Genomic DNA, 15,614 nt, shown 5'->3' with positions numbered 1-15,614 from the left:
GCGCTACACGCAAGGAAAGCAAGCTGAAAATTCCCCGATAGCAGGAACAGTGCTTGCGGCGTGATGAACGTCGCGACACAAGTCGCACTTTTGGAGGACGTCATGAACAAGGACCAGGTGAAGGGCGTTGCTGAAAAGGCCAAGGGCAAGGTCAACGAAGTGGCAGGGAAAGCCACTGGGAACGTCGGCCGCGAAATGAAGGGCGATATCCAGCAGGGCATGGGTCAGGCCCGCAAGGACATGGGCGATGCGCGGGAAGAAGCCAAGGATGCGGCGAAGCACCCCGCAAAGCGCACCCACTGATCGCGGTGTAAGCCCCGTGCAGGGTTAAACGGGGCGTAGCCGTATTTCACCGCTGAGGGCGGTCGCGTCGTGACGTGGCCGCTCTCTGTCGCTCGCATCAGTGTCCAATCAAACGTCTGTTCGACGCTATCGCTGCCCCGCACCGTCCGATAATTGATTCGGATACCGTACTAATAATGGCTCCCTTTAAAGTACCGCTGCGGTGCGCACCGAAGCAGTGCCGATTTGCTCGCTTTGGCACACAAGACGGGCGGCTCGCCACACAAGAATGCAGGCCAAAAAACTGACGTTTGGGCAAAAGACCGTCAGACGGTCAGTTGATCGAATCGGCACAAAACTTGCCTTATAACACCTGACGGCTGACGCGCGCGCTGCCGTTGCGGGCATGGTTCGGCCCGGACCAGCACCACGCGGAATTGAACCGCTAGGGGGAACCCAAAAAGCTATTCACACGATTTGAACAACAGGGATCCACAAACGGGAGGACGCCATGTTTGAGCCTGCGCCGATTACTGCCAGCAAGGTGGTGTCAGGAGAAACGGTTCGCGCCGAGTATCTTTGCGATACCGGGCGTCTGCGCATCATCGGCGAGCGCACTGTGCATGCCGAATGGTTTCCGCCGCATTCATGGTTTGCGATCGCGTCGATTTCCGGACATAGCCGGTGGGGCACGAGGCCTGATGAGGCAGACCTGTTGCTGCTGATCGACAACTTTATGGGGTACTCGGGGCGCGACAGTTTTGCGCTCATCCAACCCTAGGTTAAACAGTCGCGGCCCTCGCGTTCGCTATCCGTGACTGTCGACCCACGCTCGAGCCCAGTCGAGTCCCGCGAGGCGTGCTTCTTCGTCCGTTTCGAAATTGCCCAGAATCCCTGATCCTTCGATCAGCTTTGTGCCGTGCGTGATCGTGCCGCTGGACGCGTACCCGCCGTCCTGGACGATGGCATGGCCCCAGATCGCATAGCCCTTGTAGGTTTCAGATTCCATCTTTTGCCGCGCGTGGATAGCCAGCGTCATCGCACCACGGAAACAGCCATGCGACCGGTGCTCACCTGCAGCACGTTGCCTTCGGGTGTCAAGATGCGCGGAATGTCGATAAAGCGCGGACTGGTGGTTTTCTTTGCGGCGTCGATGCCCACACGCCTTGTAGTCGAAGCCTTGGATAGTCGGTCCGCAATGCGGTGTGGCGCAGCAGCTTTGCCCATGCTCCGCGCCAGCAGCGCGGTTTTGCCCGGCTTTACCCTGGATTTGGCCGCTGCCACCGGCGAAGCGATGCGCGCTTCCGGCGGATTCCAGACTTCCACGTAATGCGCGCCTGCTGCGGCTGTTGATGGCGCAGCTGCCGCCACAGTTGTGGCGACTACAAGCAGCACAACTCCCGCGCTCAGAGATCGCAGCATGTCTTCTCCATCTATTTGCCGCACGTTGTGGCAGACCGGGCGCTGCCCGATTATCAGACGCCGGCATCACGCGCTACGGATGCCGACGGCCAGGAAAGGTAAGAGAAGACACTGTACATTCATACAGTGATTTGTGCAATCGGGGTCGATCCAGGCGTTTCCCGAATCGACAAAAGTGCCGCTCCGCACGCGCCGTTGGGAACATCGCTTGCTGAACGAAAGGTCCGCGCCAAGCCGACGTTTCGCTCGGTCGCGCCGTACGCAAGGAGTTTCCCCATGGCAGGTAAATCGAACAACCGGCAGCCCGCCGGCCGCACGACCACGGGCGCCGATCCCAAGACACAGGATCTCGAACAGTTTCGCCTGCGCCCCGATGGCGAGGCGCTCAGAACCAATCAGGGCGTGAAAATCGCCGACAACCAGAACACCTTGCGCGCCGGTCCGCGCGGTCCGTCGCTGCTCGAAGATTTCATCATGCGTGAAAAGATCACGCACTTCGATCACGAGCGGATTCCCGAACGGATCGTGCATGCGCGCGGTTCGGCCGCGCACGGTGTGTTTCAGGTGTACGAGTCGATGAGCGAGTACACCAAGGCTGCGTTCCTGCAGGACCCATCGGTGCAGACGCCGGTATATGTGCGCTTTTCGACCGTGCAGGGACCGCGCGGCTCTGCCGATACCGTGCGCGACGTGCGCGGCTTCGCCGTCAAGTTCTACACACAGGAAGGCAATTACGACCTGGTGGGCAACAACATGCCGGTGTTCTTCATCCAGGACGCCATCAAGTTTCCGGACTTCGTCCACGCGGTCAAACCGGAAGCGCCGAACGAAATGCCGACCGGCGGATCGGCGCACGATACCTTCTGGGACTTCGTGTCGCTAGTGCCCGAGTCCGCCCACATGGTGTTGTGGACCATGTCGGACCGCGCGATTCCACGCAGCCTGCGCACCATGGAAGGCTTCGGCATTCACACGTTCCGCTTCGTCAATGCGGCGGGTAAATCGCGCTTTATCAAGTTTCACTGGCGTCCGGTGCTCGGCTCGTACTCGCTGCTGTGGGACGAGGCGCAAAAACTGGCCGGCAAGGACCCTGATTTTCACCGGCGCGATCTTTGGGAAGCCATCGAACAAGGCAATTTCCCGGAATTCGAACTCGGCGTGCAGATCGTCGAAGAGAAAGATGAAAACAGCTTCGGCTTCGATCTGCTCGATCCCACCAAGCTGATTCCCGAAGAGCGGGTGCCCGTGAAAATCATCGGCAAGATGACGCTCAACCGCAACCCCGACAACTTCTTCGCCGAGACTGAACAGGTGGCATTCCATCCGGGCCATGTCGTGCCGGGCATCGACTTCAGCAACGATCCGCTGCTGCAAGGACGACTCTTTTCGTACACGGATACGCAGATCAGCCGACTGGGCGGACCGAATTTCCACGAGATTCCGATCAACCGTCCCGTATGCCCGTTCCAGAACAACCAGCGTGACGCGATGCACCGTCAGGCGATCAATGTCGGTCAGGCTTCGTACGAGCCGAACTCGCTGAATGGCGGCTGGCCGAAGGAAACCGATCCTGCCGCAGCGGACGGTGGCTTCGAGAGCTATCACGAGCGCATTGACGGCGCGAAGATTCGCGTGCGCAGCGAGTCGTTTGCCGATCACTTCTCGCAGGCCGCGCTGTTCTACCGCAGCATGTCCGAGGTCGAGAAAGAACACATTGCGGCGGCTTACCAGTTCGAACTCGGCAAGGTCACGAAGCCGGAGATTCGCGAGCGCGTGGTGAACCAGATCCTCGCCAACTTCGACGCGGACCTGGCAGCCAAGGTGGCGACTGGCCTGGGCCTGCCTGCGCCGAAAAAGGGCAAGGCGCCGGTTGCGTCGGAACCGGAGACCTCACCGGCATTGAGCCTGCTCAACCGTGTAAAACCGGGCATCAAGACGCGCAAGATTGCCTTGCTGGCAGCGCCGGGCTCGGACGTCGCGTCGCTGGGCAAACTCCAGCAGGCCCTGCGCGACGAAGGCGCCACGCCGCTATTGATAGCGCCGACTCTCGCCGCTATCGGTGACCTGCAACCCGATGCGACGATTGCCGGCATGCCGTCGATCATGTTCGACGCGATCGTCGTCGCAGGCGGCGAAGCGGGTGCGAAGGCGCTTGCGCAATCGGGCGACGCACGTCACTTCGTACTCGAAGCATTCAAGCATCTCAAGGCGATTGCAGCGTTGGGCGCTGGGCGTGACGTGTTGTCGGCGGCGCACTTGCCGGAGAATGCCGACGGCGTGGCGACCGGCGACGACAAACAGCTCGCGCAGGTGCTGAAGGCATTCGTTGCCGCGGCAGAACAGCATCGGGTCTGGTCGCGCGCAGCGATGGCGGAGTCGGTGCCGGCGTGAGGCGGCGAGGCCAGCGCAAGCGGGAGCGGAGGCAGAGGTGCGAACGGAAGCGCCATCCTTGCCTCCGCTGATGGCAACAGCGAGCGACGCATGCCGTGGTCGGGCACGCCGCTTGCTGCTCACGCCTGTCCGATCAAACCGCCAACACGCGGCTTGCCGCGCACAGGCAGGCCGCATGGATCGAAACCCTACTGTCGCTGTATGATACGAGGCCGCCGCGCGGTGAGAAGGCAAACCGCGTGCGCTTCCCAAGGCCTTGCGTTGCGTCCGGCTACCGTTGGCAGCATGACAGCCGCAACGTATCTTGTGGTGGCGGTACATCAGTCGAAATTGCCGAGCCGAGCAAGCTGACCAGACGAAACATAGAAAAAATGCCCGCCTTCACTGCTGTCGATCAAGATCGATTTCGCCGCATCATCCGTCGTAACATCGCGCTGCCACTAGGCGTCGGTCTTCTGACCGCGGCGCTGTTCGTCGCGCTGATCGCATACCTCGTCAATACCATGAACTGGGCTGAACACTCGGAGCGGGTAATCGGCGACGCCAATGAGATGCTGCGTCTCGCGGTCGATCGCGAATCGTCGATGCGCGGCTTTCTGATTACCGGCGACGAGAACTTTCTCGCGCCGTACGAGGTGGGTCAGGCGCGCTTCCATGCGGAGATCAAATCGTTGGAGGAAATGGTCTCCGACAATCCTCCGCAGGTCGATCGCCTCAAGCAGATCGAGGCCGTGCAGGCTCAATGGGATCGTTACGCGCAACAGGTGATCGATCTGCGGCGCAAGAACGTGAACTTCCAGCCGGAGCTTGTGAGCGGCCGAGGCAAGATGGAGTTCGACGAAACGCGCAGCGAGTTCGCCGAATTTCTCAACGTCGAGTTGCGCTTGCGACAGGAGCGCGCTGCAGCGGCGCGAAGTGTCACGACCACGCTGGTCACCGCCTTCCTGTTCTTCAGTCTGTTGGTCAGCGGCCTGCTGGCCTGGATGGGGCGGCGTGAATTGCTGGCACTCTCCGCCACCTACGACGGCGTCCTCAAGGAGCAGGACCTGCAGACCGAGGTATTGCAGCAGCAGGTCTGGTTGCGCTCGGGTCAGCGGCTGCTGGCGGAGAAGGTGGTGGGGCAGGTCACGCCATCGCTCGTCGGCCGGGCGATGCTCGAGTTTCTCGGCCAGTATCTCGGGGCGGCGGTGGCCGCGCTCTATGTGCGCGAAAAGGATACCGGCGCGCTGCGCCGCGCCGCTTCTTATGGCTATACGCCCGAAAATGAACAAGCCACCCAGCATTTTCAAAGCGGCGAAAGCCTGATTGGCCAGGCCGCCCTCGAGCGCCGCACCATTTTTCTGCAGGACGTCCCCGACGATTATGTGAAGGTTGTCTCCGGCCTCGGCATGAGTCCGCCGAAAAACCTGATCGTGCTGCCTATCGAGAACGACGGCGTCGTCAACGGCGTGGTCGAACTCGGTTTCGTCCGGGCGCTGGTCGAGCGCGATCACGAACTGCTGCAACTGATCGCGGGCGGCATGGGCGATTTTCTCGAGGCGGCACTGTACCGCGAGCGTCTGCAGGACGTGCTGATCGAAACGCAGCAACTGAATGAAGAATTGCAGGTTCAGCAGGAAGAGCTGCGCGTCTCGAACGAAGGGCTCGAGGAGCGCGGCCGGGCGCTGGTGGAGTCGCAGGCGCGGCTCGAAAACCAGCAGGCCGAGCTCGAACAGACCAATGTGCAACTCGAGGAATACGCACAGCGGCTCGAGCGGCAAAAGGCCGATCTGATCCGCGCGCAAGACGAGCTCTCGGCCAACGCGGCACGCCTGGAACAGGCGAGCCGCTACAAGTCCGAGTTCCTCGCCAACATGTCGCACGAACTGCGCACGCCGCTGAACAGTTCGCTGATCCTTGCCAAGCTGCTGCAGCAGAACCGCACGGGCAATCTGACCGAAGAGCAGGTGCGCTATGCGGAGACCATTCACGCGTCCAATAGCGATCTGCTGGTGCTGATCAACGACATTCTCGATCTGTCGAAGGTGGAAGCCGGTCAGATCAGCATCGAACTCGAAACGGTTTCGCTCGACGCCACCCTGCAGGCGCTGCGCGAGACTTTCACGCCGATGGCTTCCGCCAAGCATCTGAAGCTCAGCTTCGAGCGCGCGCAAGACGTACCGGAGACGATCGTCACGGATAGCCAACGCGCGGTGCAGGTGTTGCGTAACCTTCTGTCGAATGCAGTGAAGTTCACCGAACGCGGCGAGGTCTCGCTTGGCGTGACGCTGGCCGAGAGCGGCATGCTGCGTTTCGATGTGCGCGATTCCGGAATCGGTATCGCCCCGGACAAGCTTGAACTGATTTTCGAAGCCTTCCAGCAGGCTGACGGTTCCACCAGCCGGCACTACGGCGGCAGCGGCCTTGGTCTGTCGATTTCGCGCGAATTCTCGCGGCTGCTGGGCGGCCGCATTTCGGTGACGAGCGAACTGGGCAAGGGCAGTGTGTTTACACTGTGGCTGCCGGTGGATGCGAGCGGCGCGGTGTCCGCCAATACCGACCAACAGCACGACGAGCCGTCGCGGCAAGTCGCCCCTACCGCGGTGCCAAAGACGGCTCACAGCTCGTCGTCCTCATCACCTGCTTCGCCCCCCGCCGTTAGCGCCTCAAGCACGAACGGTGCTATCGCCCCGAACACGCATCGACCCGCCGCGTTTGCCGAAGCCGGAGCGGCGCTGAATGGCGCCGAGGAAATCAGCCGCGCGCCGATCGACGACGACCGGCATCAGCGGGCACGCGGCGGCCGGGTGATTCTCGCGATCGAGGACGATCCGACGTTCGCCGAGATTCTGCGCGATCTGACGCACGAGCTCGACTTCGACTTCGTGCATGCCACCGATGCCACCAGCGGCGTCGCCCTCGTGCGCGACATGCGGCCGGCTGCCGTGCTGCTCGACGTCGGCCTGCCGGACCGTTCGGGTCTGACGGTGCTCGAGTGGCTGAAGAACGACCCGCTCACGCGCCACATTCCGATCCACATAGTCTCGGCTACCGATCACGCAGACAAGGCGCTGCATCTGGGTGCGATCGGCTACACGCTGAAACCGACTGCACGCTCGACGCTGGAAGCGGCGATCCGCCGCCTCGAGGCGCGTCTGCAGCAGCGCCTCAAACGCGTGCTGGTGATCGAAGACGACACGCCCATGCGCGAAAGCATCCGCGCGTTGCTGCAAAGCGCCAATACGGAGATCGTGGCGGTGGCGACGCTTGCCGCCGCGTTCGACGAACTGGCGGCCGGCAGTTTCGACTGCGTGGTGACCGATCTAGCGCTCCCGGACGGCACTGGTTACGACCTGCTGGAACGGCTCGCGCTCGACACCGCCTATCTGGCGCTGCCGGTGATCGTCTACACCGGCCGGATGCTGTCGAGCGAGGATGAGCACCGCCTGCGCCGCTATTCGAAGTCGATCATCATCAAGGGGGCGAAGTCGCCGGAGCGTCTGCTGGATGAAGTCACGCTGTTCCTGCATAGCGTGGAGTCGTCGCTCGCGCCGGAGCAGCAGCGCATGCTGCGCACCGTGCGGCAACGCGACAACGCGTTCGAAGGCCGTAGCATCCTGCTCGCCGAAGACGACGTACGCAATATCTTCGCGCTGTCGCACGTGATCGAACCGCTCGGTGCGCGGCTGCAGATTGCACGCAACGGCCGTGAAGCGCTTGAATTGCTGGACCGGGAGGCGGAAGTCGATCTGGTACTGATGGACATCATGATGCCGGAGATGGACGGCCTGACCGCGATGGCGGAGATCCGCCGCAATCCGCGCTTCGCCCATCTGCCGATCATCGCGCTGACCGCCAAGGCGATGGCGAACGACCGGGTGCGCTGCCTGGAAGCGGGGGCGGACGACTACATCTCGAAGCCGATCGATGTCGACAAGCTGGTCGCGCTCTGCCGCGTCTGGCTGCGGCAACGCTAGTGGCAGAGAACCGTACGATGAAAAGCAACCCGTCCGCGCCAGAGATCCGGCCGCCGCGCATCAGCGATTTCGATATCGAATTGCGGCTGCTGCTGGAGGCGATCTATCTGAAGTACCAGCATGACTTTCGCCATTACGCGATGTCGTCGCTGCGCCGCCGGCTGACCCAGGCGCTGGACGAGTTCGGTCTCACCACGCTCTCGCAGTTGCAGGACCGCATCATGCGCAACGGCGCCGAGTTCGCGCGCCTGTTCCAGTACCTGACGGTGCAGGTGAGCGACATGTTTCGCGATCCGGCGTATTTCATGGCGCTGCGCCAGCACGTGATGCCGGTCCTGCGGACCTATCCTTCCGTCAAGGTATGGGTGGCCGGCTGCAGCACCGGCGAGGAACTGTGGTCGCTGAAGATCCTGTTCGACGAAGAGGGATTAACCGAGCGCACGCTGTTCTACGCGACCGACATCAACCCCGACGCGCTGGCGCGCGCCGAGTCGGGCATCTACGCGCTCGACCGGATTGCCGGCTTTACGCAGAACTACCTGGCCGCGGGCGGCAAGCATTCGCTGTCCGACTACTACCACGCGGCCTACGGCGGCGCGCGCTTTGCCGGCGCCCTGAAAGACCGGGTGGTGTTCGCCGATCACAGCCTGTCGACCGACGAAGTGTTCCTTGAGGCACATCTGGTATCGTGCCGCAACGTTATGATCTATTTCGACCGCGCGCTGCAGGACCGCGCGCTAGGATTGTTTCAGCGCGCCCTCGTGCGGCGCGGCTTCCTTGGTCTGGGTAGCAAGGAAAGCCTGCGTTTCTCGAGTCAGCACGAAGCGTTTGACGAGTTTTGTCAGCGTGAGCGTATCTACCAGAAGCGCTGACGCCGCCGCCATGCCAACATCGTTCAGCCGATCCTGATGCGACTGCCTATGCGCGCACAACCTCCTACCGCGAAACGCCAGGCCGCTTCGGCGCCCGCGCGCGCGTTCGAGATGGTGGCGATCGGCGCCTCGGCGGGCGGCATCGACGTCCTGAACGGCCTGCTGGCCGCGTTGCCGGGCGACTTCTCCGCTGCCGTGATGGTGGTGGTCCATCTTCCCGCCGATCCGCTCAGCTACCTCGTGCAAACCTTCAGCCATCGCAGTACGCTGCCGGTGCTCGAACCCGACGCGGGCGAGCGCATTCTCGCGAGCCGCGTCTACGTGGCGCCGCCCGGCTATCACATGCTGGTTGAAGACGACCGCACGGTGGCGCTGTCCACGGAGGCGGCCGTGCGTTTTTCGCGGCCATCGATCGACGTGATGTTCGAATCGGCCGCCTGGGTGTATCGCGAGCGGCTGCTTGCGCTGCTGCTCTCGGGCGCCAACGAAGACGGCGTGCGCGGCCTCGCAACGGTGCGCGCGTTAGGCGGTGCCGCCTGGGTTCAGGCACCTGATACGGCTTCATCACCGGAAATGCCGCGCGCCGCGATCGAGCGCGGCGTTGCAGACGAAATTTTGACTCCCTCTACAATGGCGCGTCGCCTTGCGCGGCTGCCCGCTTTTATTGAACGTGAATCCTGACCCGATGCCATGACGAATCCCACTGTCAACATTCTGATCGTCGACGACATCGCGCATAACATCATGGCGCTTCAGGCGTCGCTGACCCGGCCGGAGATCAACCTGCTGGTGGCCGATTCCGGCACGGCGGCACTGGACCTGCTGCTCAAACACGAAGTGGCGCTGGCCATTCTCGACGTCAACATGCCGGGCATGAACGGCTTCGAGCTGGCCGCGCTCATGCGCGGCAGCCCGCGTACCTCGCATGTGCCGATCATCTTTCTGACGGCAACCGCGCAGGACGCCTCGCGCACGTTTCGCGGCTACGAAGCCGGCGCCGTGGACTTTCTCTACAAGCCGTTCGACCCGCGCATCCTGCAATCGAAGGTGGATGTTTTCGTGCAGCTCGAACAGCAGAAGCGCCAGCTCGCCGCGCAACTGGTGACGACGCGTCAGATGCTCGAAGCCAACGAAATGCTGATGGCGGTGCTCGGCCACGATCTGCGCACGCCGCTCGGCGCGGTGCTGGCTTCGGCGGAGTATCTGATGCGCGTGGGGGGGAGCGAGCAGGTGACCACGACCGCCACGCGCATCAAGAGCAGTTCGCTGCGCATGGCGCGCATGGTGGATCAACTGCTCAATCTGGCACGCCTGCAAGGCGGGCGGCTGCAACTGCAACCGCGCTCGACCGAGCTGGCGGCGCTGTGCAAATCGGTGATCGACGAATTCGCCACGCACAAGGGCGCCGACCGGATCTTTTTTCTGAGCGAGGGGAATTCGGCCGGCCGTTGGGATACCGATCTGATGTGGCAAGCCATCTCCAACCTGATCAACAACGCGCTGCATCACGGTGAGCCCGGCTGCAGCATTATCGTCAAGGTCGACGCCAGCAACGATGAGACGATTAAGCTGAGCGTCACGAACGGCGGCGTGATACCAGCGGACGTCGTGCCGCATCTGTTCAAGGCGTTCGGTTCGAGCGGCGTCGGCGGGCGGCCGCGCGAAGGCCTGGGCCTTGGCCTGCACATCGTGCGGGAGATCGTCCAGATGCACGGCGGCGAGGTCAGCATGCAGTCGGATGAGGCGCGCGGAACGGTGTTTTCCATCGAACTGCCGCGCACGACAACGCGTGGGCGGGGATCGTTGAGCGGGCATTATTAGACCCGGACCGTCGGAGCAACTCTCTGATTCGATGAGACGTTTGAGCATAAAATTGCTCGATTGTGGCATTAATTAACTCGCTGAGACTGGCTACACTGACTTCCATGCCATACGACATGGCTAGCAGATAAACCCAGACCTCAAGGAGTCGATCATGTCCCGTCTTTCTACCATCAACCCTCAAGAAGCGACTGGCGCCACCGCTGAAGTGTTCGCGAAGATCAAGAAGGCCGCCGGCAAGGTGCCTAACGCTTACGCGACCATCGGCACGCACAGCCCCGCCGCACTTGGCGCGCTTCTCGGTGTGGAAGCCGTGCTGGCAAGCAGCAGCCTGGCGAAGTCCGATATCGAAGTGATCAAGCTCGCTGTCAGCGAAGTGGCCGGCTGTGATTACTGTCTCGCCGCTCACACGCTGATGGGCAAGTTCGCCGGCCTGTCGCAGGACACCATGAAGCAGGTGCGTGCAGGCGCCGAAACCGGCGACGCGAAGCGCGATGCGCTGGTGCGCTTCGTACGGACGCTCGTAACTACGCACGGTACGGTTCCCGCAGATGAGCTCGATGCAGTGCGCGCGGCCGGCTACAGCGAACAGCAGGTGGTCGAAGTGATTCTCGCCATCACGTCCATCACCTTCACCAACCTCGTGAACCGGGTGAACGACACGACGCTGGATTTCCCGGCAGCGCCGTAAAGCAGGACGGCAGGCGGCATGTGCCGCCTGTCGTCTTTTCCACCCGCCATGCTTTGCATATGCGTAATGATTGGTTCGCTGCGTGGCGGCGCGTCCTTATCCTAGGGAGCGCCGCGGCGATGGCGCCGCCGCATTTGCGGCCGGACGAGCCGCTACGAACCACCAGAGGACGCATATGGCTTCATCAGGACACTCTATCCGCAACCCGCAGCCGGTCGATTCGAGCCGCCGCTCGCTTCTGAAAGCTGCCGCGGCGCTGGCAGCCGGGACGGGTGCCGTTCTTGCCGGTGGCGCAGGCGTGTTGCTGTCGAGTCAGGCCGCGCTGGCCGAGGGCAACTCGAAGACGCTGCGCATCGGCTTCCAGAAATACGGCAACTTCGTCGTCCTGAAGGCCCGTGGCACGCTCGAAAAGAAGCTCGCGCCGCAAGGCGTGAGCGTGCAATGGCTTGAATTTCCCGCCGGGCCTCAACTGCTCGAAGGATTGAATGCGGGCGCGGTGGACGTCGGCACGGTCGGCGAAACGCCGCCCATTTTTGCGCAGGCTGCAGGCGTGGACTTTGTCTATATCGCCAACGAACCGCCTGCGCCCAAAGGCGAAGCATTGGTAGTGCAACAGGATTCGCCGATCCGCACGGTGGCCGATCTGCGTGGCAAAAAGGTCGCGCTGAACCGTGGCTCGAATGTTCACTTTCTGCTGGTCAAGGCGCTGCAGCGCGCCGGTCTGGCGTACACCGACATCCAGCCGGTCTATCTGACGCCCGCCGATGCGCGTGCGGCATTTGTCCAGCGCAGCGTCGACGCGTGGGTGATCTGGGATCCCTATCTCGCGGCTATCGAACGTCAGGCAAACGCACGTGTCCTGACCAACGGAGACGGGATTGTGCGCAACACCCAGTATTACGTCGCCACCCGCAAGTTCGCCCAGGCGCAGCCCCAGGTATTGCATGCGCTGCTCGACGAACTCAATCAGGTCGACGAGTGGGGACGCAATAACATCCCGGCCGTGGCGGCGCAGTTGTCGCCGCTGGTGGGTCTCGACGCGGCCACACTCGAAGTCGCGTTGGGACGCGCCGGTTACGGCGTGCAACCGATCACCGATGCCACGCTCGCGTATCAGCAGCAGATTGCCGATACGTTCACCGATCTCAAGCTGATTCCAAAGAAACTGACGGTCGCGGATGCGCGCTGGAATACGGTTGGGTGAGAGCAGCGAGGCGACGTTGCCTCGCTGCAAACGAATATGAACGTCTGCGGCGAGCATGCGCCGCCGGGCTACATACCCTTGAACTGGTCGGCGTAGAGCCGGCTCACGCTTAGCTTTGCCGCATGGTCGCGCAGGCTGAGCGTGAGCTTGCCCGACTCGTCGCGCGAGGCGCTGGCAATCGCATCGGCACGCACTACCGTGCCGCGATGGATCTGCCAGAATTGCTGCGAATCCAGTTGCTGCAGCAGCTCGCGCAGCGAGGTGCGAATCAGGTGCTCTCGCTCGGCCGTGATGACCCGGACGTATTTGTCCGCTGCCTCGAAGTACAGCACCTCGCCCACTGGGACCATCGTGATCGTGTTGCCGGCGCTTGCCTGGATCATGCGCAACGGTGCGCTAACCGTGGCTGCGGCTGCCAGCCCGGATGCAGCTGACGCGCCCGGCAACTCTTGCCCCGCGGCACCGAACAACGCACGCAACTGATCGATCATCGGCGCGAGCCCCGCTTGCGCGGCCTGCGGTTGCTCACGCGCCTGCAACGCTGTCTGCAGGCGCGCGCAGGTCTTCGCCAGCCGCTCGGTCTGCACCGGCTTCAGGACATAGTCGAGCGCCGCGCGTTCGAAGGCGCGCAGCGCATATTCGTCGTACGCCGTGACGAACACCAGCAGTGGCAGTGGACGGCCCGTATCGGGCCAATCCTCGGCCAGCGCCTGCGCGGCATCCAGCCCGCTCATCCCCGGCATGCGGATATCGAGGAACAACAGGTCGGGCTGCAACGCGAGACCCTGCTCAAGCGCAGACGCACCGTCGCCGACACTCGCGACGACACGCAGTTCGGGCCACAAGCGGGCTAGCTCGGCTTGCAGGTTGGCGGCCAGCAAAGGTTCGTCTTCGGCGATCAGGGCGGTGGCGTTCATCATGATTGAAGTCGACATGGATAGGTTGGCGCGCAGTCAGCTCAGGCTGTTCGCGCTTCTCAGGTGACCGGAATGCGCACGACAGCAAGCGCGCCGCCGAGGCCGTCATCGGGCGTGGTCAATTCAAGGGAGGCCGCGCTGCCGTACAGCGCGGCGAGCCTTTCGCGCACTTGTTGCATGCCGAAGCGGCTGCCATGCGCGGGCACCGCGCCGAGCCCCACGCCGGTATCGCGCACGCTCAGCAACAACTCCTGGCCCTCGCGCCGTGCCGCAACTTCGATCCGGCCGCCGGCCACGCTCGGCTCGAGCCCATGCTTGATCGCGTTTTCGACCAGCGGTTGCAGCAGCAGCGGCGGCACGGGCAGGCTGCTCAACTCGTCGGGCAGATCGAGCTTCCCTGTGAGACGCGGCCCCATGCGAACCTGCATCAGCTCGAGGTAATCGCCGATTCGCGCAAACTCGGCGGAGAGCGCGTGCGAATCCGAGCGCGAGGCATCGAGCGTGGCGCGCAGAAAACCGTTCAGATGATCGAGCATGGCCTGCGCTCGTTGCGGGTCCTGGCCGATCAGCACGCGCAGGTTGGCCAGCGTATTGAACAGCATATGCGGTTCGAGTTGCGAGACCAGCAGTCTGAGCTGATTTTCGACGGCAGTGCGCCGCGCGGCTTCTGCTTGCGCTTCGGTGGCGGCAAGCCGGCCACGCGCATAGAAAAAGTAGGTACAACCGATCGCAAGCGCAAACGTCGGCAAAAGTGACGGCAGCAGCGACTGAAAATTGCGCAGGAAGCCAAGCGGCGCGTGATGCGTGCCGGTCAACAGATCGCCGAGCGTGTGGCCGCCGAGATAGCCCACGACGGCGGACATTGCGATCCACGGCACCATCAGCCCCCACCCCGGCCAGGGGCGCTGGGCGGCGGCGCTCTCGGGCGACATCCCGGTCAGGCGCGCGGTGCCGCGGCGCATGAAGCTGGCCGACAAACCATAGCGGCCCGCTTCAATCAACGCCTGAATGCATAGCGCGACGGTGAAGGTGTAGATCAGATCCGGGACAAACGCGCTGTCCGAAAACGGGCCGAACAGGAATGTGGCCGCCAGCGAGATGAGAAGGGTGATTCTCAGCTCACGCCAAAGCCATCCGAAAACGACACGATACGTGGGCATGCGGCGGTCCGGGTTCAGTTGCTCGTCGCGCGAGAGGGCAAGCAGGTTGGAGGCCCGCGTTGGCGCGGTGCCACGAGCAGCGGATTGTAGCTGGTCCGTGGGTGCGCCAGATCGTCCGCGCGTCGACGATTGCGTGTGTGGATGCATCAATAAACCGTGTCGCGCGGCAACGCCTGGCGAACCGCGCGCCAGACCTCGAGCGCGCGGGCGAGGAAGACGCCGCTAAACGCGCCATACACGAGGCCCACGAAGCCGGCGACACCGGCGTCGGCGGCAAGGGCATGGTCGGTCGCGAGCGTGAAGCCAACCGAATACTTGAACAGGAACAGCCCCAGCAACAGTCCGAGCGGCAGCCAGCTGCCGGGCATCAGCACGCTGCGCTCCGGCTCCAGCCAGCGAATCCCGTTCCACACCCGCAAGCCCTGTGAAAGTGCCAGAGTGGCGGCGACCCCGGTGGCCCAGGCCAGCAGCGCCAGCGGCTGGCTGGAAAAAGCTGACGCAACACCATAGAGCGACAGCAGCACCATTACCAGCGGCAAGGCGGTGGCGCTGCGCAGCGACCGGCGGCGCGGGACGGTCTGCTTGAAACCCATGACGATCAGGGCGGCAAGCACGCCCCAGACCCAGTGAGGCGTCTCTAGAACGATGGTAGTGAACATGGCGGCGGACTCCGTGTCTATATCGAGGGATTCGATGACACGGATGTTCGGTCAGGTGGCCGCCACGTTCGAGCGGTTTGCGACAAAATGACCAACGACGGCGCGAAATGCTCCAGTTGCGGCGCGAGCGGCTGGAGGACGAACCGGCCAGGCGTACAAACGGGCAGGGACAGCGGGCCGTGATGCGTCGTTGAAAGCCTACGTAATCTGCATTGATGGGTGCCGTACAGAAGGAGCGG

14 protein-coding genes are annotated in these 15,614 nt (G+C 63.0%); 9 read left to right on the top strand and 5 right to left on the bottom strand.

Annotated features, from left to right (window positions below; all coding sequences use genetic code 11):
* Positions 1–102: 102 nt before the first annotated feature.
* Positions 103–303, top strand: a complete 201-nt coding sequence (locus BUS06_RS33080; protein WP_074269454.1) for a CsbD family protein — start codon at positions 103–105, stop codon at positions 301–303.
* A 490-nt stretch (positions 304–793) separates the two neighbouring features.
* Entirely contained in the window at positions 794–1,063 is a 270-nt protein-coding gene (locus BUS06_RS33075) for a hypothetical protein (RefSeq protein WP_074268489.1), read from the top strand.
* Between the two features lie 27 nt (positions 1,064–1,090).
* On the opposite strand, the gene BUS06_RS33070 is transcribed toward BUS06_RS33075, so the two are convergent.
* The gene (locus BUS06_RS33070; protein WP_074269453.1) at positions 1,091–1,291 is read right to left on the bottom strand and encodes a hypothetical protein; all 201 of its coding nucleotides are present in this window, start codon (positions 1,289–1,291) and stop codon (positions 1,091–1,093) included.
* Positions 1,292–1,317: 26 nt separating this feature from the next.
* Positions 1,318–1,704, bottom strand: a complete 387-nt coding sequence (locus BUS06_RS33065) for a hypothetical protein (RefSeq protein ID WP_083611712.1) — start codon at positions 1,702–1,704, stop codon at positions 1,318–1,320.
* Positions 1,705–1,980: 276 nt separating this feature from the next.
* Here BUS06_RS33065 and katE point away from each other — a divergent pair, with 276 nt between their 5' ends.
* The 7 genes from katE (at position 1,981) to BUS06_RS33030 (ending at position 12,639) form a co-directional block, all read left to right on the top strand.
* On the top strand, positions 1,981–4,095 hold the full coding sequence (gene katE / locus BUS06_RS33060; protein ID WP_254369032.1) for a catalase HPII: 2,115 nt from the start codon (positions 1,981–1,983) through the stop codon (positions 4,093–4,095).
* A 371-nt stretch (positions 4,096–4,466) separates the two neighbouring features.
* The gene (locus BUS06_RS33055; protein ID WP_074268488.1) at positions 4,467–8,051 is read left to right on the top strand and encodes a response regulator; all 3,585 of its coding nucleotides are present in this window, start codon (positions 4,467–4,469) and stop codon (positions 8,049–8,051) included.
* A gap of 17 nt (positions 8,052–8,068) precedes the next feature.
* The gene (locus BUS06_RS33050) at positions 8,069–8,923 is read left to right on the top strand and encodes a CheR family methyltransferase (protein ID WP_074269450.1); all 855 of its coding nucleotides are present in this window, start codon (positions 8,069–8,071) and stop codon (positions 8,921–8,923) included.
* A gap of 48 nt (positions 8,924–8,971) precedes the next feature.
* Positions 8,972–9,604, top strand: coding sequence for a chemotaxis protein CheB (locus BUS06_RS33045; protein ID WP_074268487.1), 633 nt, complete (start codon positions 8,972–8,974; stop codon positions 9,602–9,604).
* 9 nt (positions 9,605–9,613) lie between these two features.
* Positions 9,614–10,744, top strand: coding sequence for a hybrid sensor histidine kinase/response regulator (locus BUS06_RS33040; protein ID WP_074268486.1), 1,131 nt, complete (start codon positions 9,614–9,616; stop codon positions 10,742–10,744).
* 154 nt (positions 10,745–10,898) lie between these two features.
* Entirely contained in the window at positions 10,899–11,435 is a 537-nt protein-coding gene (locus tag BUS06_RS33035; RefSeq protein WP_074268485.1) for a carboxymuconolactone decarboxylase family protein, read from the top strand.
* 175 nt (positions 11,436–11,610) lie between these two features.
* A complete protein-coding gene (locus BUS06_RS33030; RefSeq protein WP_074268484.1) occupies positions 11,611–12,639 on the top strand; it encodes a sulfonate ABC transporter substrate-binding protein in 1,029 nt (342 codons plus the stop codon).
* A 68-nt stretch (positions 12,640–12,707) separates the two neighbouring features.
* Here BUS06_RS33030 and BUS06_RS33025 read toward each other — a convergent pair whose 3' ends face one another.
* From BUS06_RS33025 to BUS06_RS33015, 3 genes are all read right to left on the bottom strand, one after another.
* Positions 12,708–13,556 carry a LytR/AlgR family response regulator transcription factor gene (locus BUS06_RS33025; protein ID WP_074269449.1) on the bottom strand — a complete coding sequence of 283 codons (849 nt, stop codon included), beginning with the start codon at positions 13,554–13,556 and terminating at the stop codon, positions 12,708–12,710.
* A gap of 59 nt (positions 13,557–13,615) precedes the next feature.
* A complete protein-coding gene (locus BUS06_RS33020) occupies positions 13,616–14,716 on the bottom strand; it encodes a sensor histidine kinase (RefSeq protein ID WP_074269448.1) in 1,101 nt (366 codons plus the stop codon).
* A 146-nt stretch (positions 14,717–14,862) separates the two neighbouring features.
* On the bottom strand, positions 14,863–15,396 hold the full coding sequence (locus BUS06_RS33015; protein ID WP_367946982.1) for a DUF6622 family protein: 534 nt from the start codon (positions 15,394–15,396) through the stop codon (positions 14,863–14,865).
* Positions 15,397–15,614: the final 218 nt, after the last annotated feature.

Source organism: Paraburkholderia phenazinium, from assembly GCF_900141745.1.
Taxonomy (GTDB): domain Bacteria; phylum Pseudomonadota; class Gammaproteobacteria; order Burkholderiales; family Burkholderiaceae; genus Paraburkholderia; species Paraburkholderia phenazinium_B.
This window is presented reverse-complemented; position numbering and strand designations above follow the sequence as displayed.